Below are 8,493 nucleotides of genomic sequence, written 5' to 3' on the forward strand. Positions count from 1 at the left end.
CGGGCAGGGGCGGCGGGCCCGGTGCCGCCGCCGGGACCAGGTCGGCCGCGCGGCGGGCCAGCGCGCGCCGGTCGCTCACCCCGAGCTTGCGCAGGAGCGAGGACACGTGGCTCTCGACCGTCCGGATGGAGATGAACAGCCGGGAGGCGATCTCGGCGTTCGTCAGGTGGTCGGCGAGTGCGGCGAGCACCTCGGCCTCGCGTGCCGAGACGGCCACGGCCGGGGTCCTCCGTCGGTCCACGCACCCGATTCTGCCGGGCGCGGGACCGGTCGTCGCGCCGGTTCCGAGACGCTCTACAGCTGCCCGGTCAGCGCCTGCAGCCCGAGGCTCGTCGCCCCGACGAGCAGGCCGAGCAGCCCCCCGAACGCGAGCGGCCGCAGCCCGGCGGCCCGGATCCGGCCGACGTCGAGCGTCGCCCCGATCGCCGCGAGCGACATCGAGATCAGGAACGTGCTGACGGCGGAGATCGCGGCCTGCTGCCCGTCCGGCACCACCCCCGTTGCGGCGACGGCCGACGCGGCCAGGAACCCGAGGATGAACACCGGGAACGCCCGCAGGAGGCCCGGCCGGGGCCCGTCGGTCGGCCCCGCCGCCGACCGCCAGACCCGCACGGCCACGCACAGCGGCACGATCATCACGCTGCGGCTGAGCTTCACCACGACCGCGTAGGCGGCCGCCGCCGTGCCGAACGTCCCGGCGGCGGCGACCACCGACGAGGTGTCGTTGATCGCCGTGCCCGCCCACAGGCCGAACGCGGTCCCGGACAGGCCGAGCAGCCTGCCGAGCACCGGGTAGGCGAGCACGGCCACCATGTTGCAGGCGAAGATCGTGGCGATCGCGTAGGCCACCCGTTCCTGCGCTGGCCGCAGCACCGACGTCACCGCCGCGATGGCCGACGCCCCGCAGATCGCGGTGCCGGCGCCGATGAGCAGGGTGGTCTCCGGGTGCAGCCGCATCGCCGGGCCGAGCACCGCCGCCCCGCCGAGGGCGGCCAGCAGCGTGCCGAGCATTACCGGCAGCGTCGCTCCCGCCACCCGCACGACGTCGGTGAACGGCAGACCGAACCCGAGCACCACGAGCGCTGCCTGCAGCACGTGCTTCGCGGCGACGCCGAGCCCCGGGCCCCAGCGAGCGGCGCTGCAGGCGCCCTTCAGCAGTGGTCCGGCGAGCGCGCCGAGCGCCAGCGCCGCGACGGGGCCGCCCAGCGCGGGCAGGGCCGTGCCGATCGCGGTGGCCACGACCGCGAGCAGGGTCGCCACCGCCAGGCCGGGAACGGTGGCTCGCATCATCGGGTTCTCCTTCATACGGGGACGGGAACCTCACGATCACCCGGCCAGGTCGCCGCCGGTAGCCGCCGGTTCGGCAGGAGGTCATAAGGTGGGCTGATGCCGCCACTGCCACCGGGGACGCCCGACCTGGACGTGCTCGACCTGCTCGTCGCGGTCGCCGAGACCGGCAGCCTGGGAGCGGCCGCGCGCCGGCACGGGATCAGTCAGCCCGCGGCGAGCATGCGGATCAGTGCGCTGGAGCGCCGGCTGCGGCTGGTGCTGCTGGAACGCGGCCCGACCGGGTCGCGGCTCACCGCGGCCGGCGCGGCCGTCGTGGACTGGGCGCTGCCGGTGCTCGACGCGGCGCGGGCGCTCGTCGGCGGGGTCGCCGCTCTGCACGCCGAGGGCACCGGCCGGTTGCGGATGGCGGCGTCGATGACGGTCGCGGACCACCGCGTGCCGGTGTGGCTGAACGCGCTACGCGCCCGGTGTCCGGATGTGCGGGTGGCGCTGCAGGTCGGCAACTCGCGCCACGTCGCCGAGCTGGTCGCGAGCGGCGCGGCCGATCTCGGCTTCGTCGAGGGGCCGCACCCGCCGTCCGGGCTGCGGAGCCGGGTCGTCGAGTCCGACGAGCTGGTCGTCGTGGTCGGGCCCGACCACCCGTGGGCGCGTCGGCGCCGCCCGGTGCCGCTGACGACGCTCGCCGCCACCCCGCTGATCCTGCGCGAGCAGGGCTCCGGCACGCGCGACGCGGTGTGGGAGGCGCTGTGCCGGATCTGCGAGCCCGCGTCGCCCGCGGCGGAGCTCGGCTCGACGGCGGCGATCAAGGGCGCGGTGATCGGCGGGGACGCGCCTGCGGTGCTGAGCAGGCTCGCCGTGGCCCGCGAGCTCGACGAACACCGGCTCGTGGCGGTGCCGGTGACCGAGTCGTCCTTGCTGCAGCGCCGGTTCCGGGCGGTCTGGCGCCGCGCGGCCCCGCCCACGGGCGCCGCCGCCGAGCTCCTGCGCATCGCCGGCCGGGTGCGCGGCGACGGCGGCTGACCGGTGCGGTGGCGGACGCCGGGAGGGGCTCGGGTCAGGGACTGGTCTCGCGTCGCACCAGGTGGTGCGGGGCGAGCACCGTGCGCGGCGGCAGGTCCGGCTCGTCGAGCCGGCTGGTCAGCAGGTCGAGCGCGCTGGCCGCGATGAACGCTCGGTCGATGGCCACGGTGGTGAGCGTGGGCGTGCAGTAGGCCGCCTCCGGGACGTCGTCCACGCCGATGACGGCGACATCGTCGGGCACCCGCCTGCCGTGGCGGTGCAAAGACCGCAGGGCGCCGATGGCGAGGGTGTCGGTGGCGGCGAAGACGGCGTCGACGTCGGGGTGCTCGGCGAGGAGGGCGTCGGTGGCGACCTCGCCGTACTCGCGGTCCCACTCCACCACGGTGCGGACCATCGCCTGGTGCGCGGGCAGGCCCGCGGCCCGCAGCGCGCGGGTGTAGCCCTCGATCCGCTGCTCCATCACCGACTTGTGGCTGCCCTCCTTGTGGCCGAGCATCGCGATCCGCCGCCGCCCGTCGGCGAGCAGGTGCTCGGTGGCCTCGACGGCGATGGCGACGCTGTCGATGCCGATCCGGTCGACGTCGGCGTCCTCGCCGTGCTCGCCGAGCAGGACCATCGGGGTGTCGTGGCGGGGCGCCGCGAGCTCGTCGGAGGGCATCGCGAGCGGGCTGAAGATCAGACCGTCGGCGAACCGGACGGGAAACCCGGCCGCCACCTCCCGCTCGCGCTCCACGTCGCCGTCGGTCTGCTCGACGAGGACGGTGAGGCCCCGCTCCCGGCACGCGCCGACCAGGTGGGCGGCCAGGTCGGCGAAGTAGGGGACCGCGATGCCCGGCACGGCGAGGGCGATCGCGCCGGTGCGCCCGCGGCGCAGCTGCCTGCCCACGGCCTGCGGCCGGTACCCGAGCGCCTCGACGTGCTGCTGCACCCGGGTGCGGGTCTCCTCGCTCACGTGCACGTAGCCGTTGACGACGTTCGACACCGTCTTGGGCGACACCCCCGCCGCGATCGCCACGTCCCGCATCGTCACCGGCCGCCGCACACTCACCCCCGAAGTTTCTCCGATGGCTGCCCCTTGACAGCGAACCACACCCTGCACGAGGGTTTTACCACGTTGTAAACGAGGGAGTGGTCAATGCCGACCGGACACCGGTTCTCCCGCCGCACGTTCCTGCGTGCGGCCACCACAGCAGCAGGTAGCGGTCTCGTCCTGGCCGGATGCGGTCAGGGCATCGGGTCCGGCGGTCAGGTGCCGCTGGCCTACTGGAACTTCTTCACGGGAGGCGACGGCGAGCGGATGGTCGGGCTCGTCGAGGCCTACCGCGCCGAGGCGCCGGCCGTCGACGTCACCGACACGACGCTCATGTGGGGTGCGCCGTACTACACGAAGCTGGCGATGGCGTGCGCCGGCGGCCGGGCCCCCGACCTGGCCACGCTGCACGCGTCCCGGCTCCCCACGTTCGGCTCCGACCTGCTCGACGAGTGGGACCTGGACGAGCTCGCGGCGCGCGGCGTGCGGCCCGAGGAGTTCCCGCGGCCGGTGCTGGAGCGCGTCACGATCGACGGGCGGCTGATGGCGCTGCCGCTCGACACCCACCCGCTGGTGCTCTACTACAACACCGACATCTGCGAGAAGGCCGGCCTGCTCGCCCCCGACGGCACGCTGGCCGCGATCCGTGGCGCCGAGCAGATGCTCGACGCCGGCCGCCGCGCCGCGGAGGTCACAGGCGTCAACGGCATCGCGTTCGGCGCCGCCGACAACCTCGCCAGCTGGATGGTGTTCTGGTCGCTGTTCCGCCAGCTCGGCGGCACGATGGAGCTGCCCGACGGCGGCCCGGCCCAGGTGGACCGGGACGCGATGGTGGAGGCGATGGGCTACCTGTACGACATGTGCGACGGGACGATCGCCTCGCAGACACTCTCCGGCGGCGACCCGGCCGCCAGCTTCGCGAGCGAGCAGGCCGGCTTCCTGATGATCGGGCCGTGGGAGGTGACCACCGCCCTGACGGCCGGGATCCCGTTCTCCATGACCCAGTTCCCGGCGCTCTTCGGCGACACCCCGTACGTGCGCGCCGACAGCCACAGCTTCGTGCTGCCGACCCAGGCCTCGGTCGACCCGGCGGCCCGCAGCGCTGCCTACGACATGGCGGTGTCGATGGTGCGCAACAGCCTCGACTAGGCGCGCGGCGGGCACATCCCGGCGCTGTCGGCCGTCGTCCAGAGTCCGGAGTACCTGGCGCTGCAGCCGCAGTCGAACTACCGCGAGGCCGCGCAGGTGGTGGAGTTCGATCCCGACGCCTACTTCTCCGGGTCCGGGTCCACGCTGATGTCCCGGGGCGGGCAGAGCCTGCAGGGCGTCACGTCCCGGGTGCTCACGCCCGAGCAGGGCGCCGACGACCTCATCGGCTGGCTCGACCAGCAGCTCACGCTGGGATCCCCGCTATGAGCGAGCGCCAGCGAGCGAACCATCGATACAGCGAGTCGGCGAAGCCGCCGACCGAGCACCGGGCGACGGTAGCCGGCGGAGCCGGCGGGCCGGGTCGGAACAGCGAGGGAGTCGGATGAGCGCGCCGAGCAGTGCGCCGAACACGGCGTTGGCCACGCCGGGCGCCGTGGTGGCCGATCGTGCCAGCAGCCGCCTGCGCGGCCCGAGCCTGAGCCACGGCCGGGGCGGGCCTTGGTTCGTGCTGCCGTTCATGCTGGTCTACGCCGCGTTCATCCTCTGGCCGCTGGTCTACGGGCTCGGGATGAGCTTCTTCGACACCAGCCTCGTCACCGACGAGTCGCAGTTCGTCGGCCTGGACAACTATGCCCGGCTCCTCGGCGACCCGGAGGTCTGGCGGACCCTCGGCGTCACGGTGCTGTTCACCGTGATCAGCACGGTGCCGCTGGTGCTCGTCGCGCTCGTCATGGCGCTGCTGGTGCACAGCGGTGTGCGCGGGCAGTGGTTCTGGCGCTTCGTCTACTTCGCGCCGTTCCTGCTGCCGGTGGCCACCGTCGTCCTGATCTGGCAGTGGCTCTTCTCGGGCGACTTCGGCCTGTTCAACGCGGTGCTGGAGGGGATCGGCCTGCCGGCGGTCGGCTGGACCACCGAGCCGGACGTGGCGCTGTGGTCGGTCGTGCTGCTCACCGTCTGGTGGACCGTCGGGTTCAACTTCCTGCTCTACCTCGCGGCCCTGCAGGCGATTCCGAGCACCGTCTACGAGGCGGCGGCGATCGACGGAGCGGGCGGCTGGCGCCAGCTGTTCTCGATCACCCTGCCGTTGCTGACGCGGACCACCGGCCTTGTCGTGGTGCTGCAGATCCTCGCCTCGCTGAAGCTGTTCGACCAGGCCTACATCCTGTTCGGGGGCAGCGGGGGGCCGGGCGGCGCGGCGACGCCGATCCTGCAGTACGTCTACGACACCGGCTTCGTCAACTACCGCCTCGGCTACGCCTCCGCCATCTCGTACTTCTTCTTCCTGCTCATCGTCGTGATCGCCCTCGTGCAGGCCCGACTGTCCACCCGGAGGAGCGCCTGATGGCCACCGCGACCGCTGCTCGCCCGTCGGCGACGTCTCCGCGGCGGGCTGCCCGTCGATCCTCGTTCGGCCCGTCGGAGGCGCAGCGCTTCTCGCCGTGGGTGCGGGCCGGGTTGGTCACCGCCCTGTCGGTGCTGGCCGTGCTGTGGCTGGCGCCGCTGGTCTGGGCCCTGCTCACCTCGCTCAAGCACGAGGCCGACACGACGACCGTGCCGCTGGAGGTGATCCCCGAGCAGGGGTTCACCCTCCAGGCCTACGCCTCCGTGCTGGGCAACGGGAACCTCGTGACGTGGTTCGTCAACAGCACCGTGGTGGCGGTGATCGTCACCGTGCTGACCGTGGCGGTCTCGGCCGCGGCGGCCTACGGCTTCTCGCGCACCGACTTCCGCGGCCGCAAGCTGCTGTTCGCCCTGACCATCGCCGGCATCATGGTGCCGCCGCAGATCCTCATCGTGCCGCTGTACCGGCAGATGCTGGCGATGGGCCTCGCCGACACCTACGCGGGCATCATCCTGCCGCAGCTCGTGGTGCCGGCCATGGTGTTCATCCTCAAGAAGTTCTTCGACGGCGTGCCGCACGAGCTGGAGGAGGCCGCACGCGTCGACGGTGCCGGCTCGCTGCGGATCTTCCTGCAGATCGTGCTGCCGCTGTCGCGCTCGATCCTGGCCGCCGTGGCGATCTTCGTGTTCATCAGCACGTGGAACAACTTCCTGTGGCCGTTCATCATCACCTCCGACCCCGGCCTCATGACGCTCCCGGTGGGCCTCGTGCAGGTGCAGAGCAGCTTCGGCGTGCGATACGCCCAGGTGATGGCGTCGGCAATCCTGGCGGGCCTGCCCCTGATCATCGTGTTCATGCTCTTCCAGCGCCAGATCATCCGCGGGGTGGCCACCACGGGCCTCGGCGGCCAGTGACGACCCCGCAGGAAACGAAGAAGGGAACCCCTTGCCCCGCGCTCGCCTGACCATCGACCCCGATTTCACGATCGCCCCCGTGCCGCGGCGCCTGTTCGGCTCGTTCGTCGAGCACATGGGCCGGTGCGTCTACACGGGGATCTACGAACCCGGCCACCCGAAGGCCGACGAGGACGGCCTGCGCCGCGACGTGCTCGACCTGGTGCGCGAGGTCGGCCCCACCGTGGTGCGCTACCCCGGCGGCAACTTCGTCTCGGGGTACGAGTGGGAGGACGGTGTCGGCCCGCGCGATCGGCGGCCCCGGCGGCTGGACCGCGCCTGGCGCTCGATCGAGACCAACGAGTTCGGCCTCGGAGAGTTCGCGCGCTGGGCGCAGCTCGCCGGCACCGAGCCGATGATGGCGCTCAACCTCGGCACCCGCGGCGTCCAGGAGGCCTGCGACCTGCTGGAGTACGCCAACCACCCGAGCGGCACCAAGTACTCCGACCTGCGCCGCGCCCACGGGGACGCCGACCCATTCGGCATCAGGCTGTGGTGCCTGGGCAACGAGATGGACGGCCCGTGGCAGGTGGGCCACAAGACCGCGGCCGAGTACGGGCGCCTGGCCGCGGAGACCGCCCGGGCCATGCGGCTGGTCGACCCGACCATCGAGCTGGTGGCCTGTGGCAGCTCCAGCCGCAGCATGCCGACGTTCGGCGAGTGGGAGCGGGTGGTGCTGGAGGAGGCCTACGACCAGGTCGACTTCGTCTCCGCGCACGCCTACTACGAGGAGCGGGAGGGCCTCGGCCCCGCCGACTTCCTCGCCAGCGCGGTGGACATGGACGCGTTCATCGAGTCGGTCGTCGCCACCGCCGACGCCGTGCGTGCCAAGGGCAAGCACACCAAGCGGATCAACATCTCGTTCGACGAGTGGAACGTCTGGTACCAGTCCCGCTTCCACGAGACCGCCATCTCGAAGAACGAGGGCGACTGGCAGGTGGCGCCGCGGGTGATCGAGGACGAGTACTCGGTCACCGACGCCGTGGTCGTCGGCACGCTGCTCAACTCGCTGCTGCGCCACGGCGACCGCGTGACGATCGGCTGCCAGGCCCAGCTGGTCAACGTCATCGGCCTGCTGCGCAGCGAGCCGGGCGGCAGCGCGTGGAAGCAGAGCATCGCGCACCCCTTCGAGCAGGTGCGCCGGCACGCGACGGGGGAGATCCTCGCCGTGCAGGCCCGCAGCGACCGCTACGAGACCCCGAAGTTCGGCGACGTCGACCTCGTCGACGCGGCCGGCACGTGGGACGCCGAGACCGGCACGGTCTCGCTGTTCCTGGTCAACCGCGACCTCGCCGAGCCGGCCACCGTCGAGGTGGGCGTGCGCGGCTTCGGCGACCTGCGGGTGCAGCACGCCGCGGTGCTCGCCGCGGCCGACGGGCAGGACCGGCACACCGCCAACGACGAGCAGCACCCCGACCGGGTGGGGCTGCGCCCGCTCGACGCCGTCACCGTCGAGGACGGCACGGCGCACGTGACGCTGCCGCCGCTGTCCTGGGCGGTGGTGCAATTGAGCACCGTGCGGGCCTGACACCGCCGCCCCGGGGCCGCCCCGCCGCCACGCCCCGGCGGCGCCCCCGAGTCGCAGCAAGGTGGCGATACTGCCATCCAGTGGCGGTATCGCCACCTTGCTGGCACGGGGCGGGCGCCTACGGGCGGCGGGCGGCGGGGCGGGCGGCGGGCGCCTACGGGCGGCGGGCTCGCGCGTCGCA

At 73.1% G+C, this 8,493-nt stretch carries 9 protein-coding genes; 6 read left to right on the top strand and 3 right to left on the bottom strand.

The annotated features are described in order from the left end of the window. Together KME75_RS37325 and KME75_RS37330 are read right to left on the bottom strand one after the other, a co-directional pair. The coding region (locus tag KME75_RS37325; RefSeq protein WP_308283426.1) for a LuxR C-terminal-related transcriptional regulator at positions 1-241 on the bottom strand (241 nt) is incomplete at its 3' end. 53 nt (positions 242-294) lie between these two features. Beyond that, the gene (locus tag KME75_RS37330) at positions 295-1,290 is read right to left on the bottom strand and encodes a YeiH family protein (protein ID WP_246633595.1); all 996 of its coding nucleotides are present in this window, start codon (positions 1,288-1,290) and stop codon (positions 295-297) included. 96 nt (positions 1,291-1,386) lie between these two features. Between KME75_RS37330 and KME75_RS37335 the strand changes: the two genes are divergently transcribed. After that, a complete protein-coding gene (locus tag KME75_RS37335; protein ID WP_219419662.1) occupies positions 1,387-2,310 on the top strand; it encodes a LysR family transcriptional regulator in 924 nt (307 codons plus the stop codon). 34 nt (positions 2,311-2,344) lie between these two features. Here the strand turns inward: KME75_RS37335 and KME75_RS37340 are convergent, their stop codons facing one another. Further along, a complete protein-coding gene (locus KME75_RS37340) occupies positions 2,345-3,358 on the bottom strand; it encodes a LacI family DNA-binding transcriptional regulator (RefSeq protein ID WP_308283427.1) in 1,014 nt (337 codons plus the stop codon). 87 nt (positions 3,359-3,445) lie between these two features. Here KME75_RS37340 and KME75_RS37345 point away from each other — a divergent pair, with 87 nt between their 5' ends. The 5 genes from KME75_RS37345 (at position 3,446) to arfA (ending at position 8,312) form a co-directional block, all read left to right on the top strand. Further along, entirely contained in the window at positions 3,446-4,489 is a 1,044-nt protein-coding gene (locus KME75_RS37345; RefSeq protein WP_219419663.1) for an extracellular solute-binding protein, read from the top strand. A 96-nt stretch (positions 4,490-4,585) separates the two neighbouring features. Continuing rightward, a complete protein-coding gene (locus KME75_RS37350; RefSeq protein WP_219419664.1) occupies positions 4,586-4,756 on the top strand; it encodes a hypothetical protein in 171 nt (56 codons plus the stop codon). Positions 4,757-4,871: 115 nt separating this feature from the next. Further along, the gene (locus KME75_RS37355) at positions 4,872-5,831 is read left to right on the top strand and encodes a carbohydrate ABC transporter permease (protein WP_219419665.1); all 960 of its coding nucleotides are present in this window, start codon (positions 4,872-4,874) and stop codon (positions 5,829-5,831) included. Further along, entirely contained in the window at positions 5,831-6,745 is a 915-nt protein-coding gene (locus KME75_RS37360; RefSeq protein WP_219419666.1) for a carbohydrate ABC transporter permease, read from the top strand. Before KME75_RS37355 ends, KME75_RS37360 begins: the two co-directional genes overlap by 1 nt. A gap of 31 nt (positions 6,746-6,776) precedes the next feature. Then, positions 6,777-8,312, top strand: coding sequence for an arabinosylfuranosidase ArfA (gene arfA / locus KME75_RS37365; RefSeq protein ID WP_219419667.1), 1,536 nt, complete (start codon positions 6,777-6,779; stop codon positions 8,310-8,312). Positions 8,313-8,493 lie beyond the last annotated feature (181 nt).

Origin of the sequence: Pseudonocardia nigra (genome assembly GCF_019396355.1) — a bacterium.
Lineage (GTDB): Bacteria > Actinomycetota > Actinomycetes > Mycobacteriales > Pseudonocardiaceae > Pseudonocardia > Pseudonocardia nigra.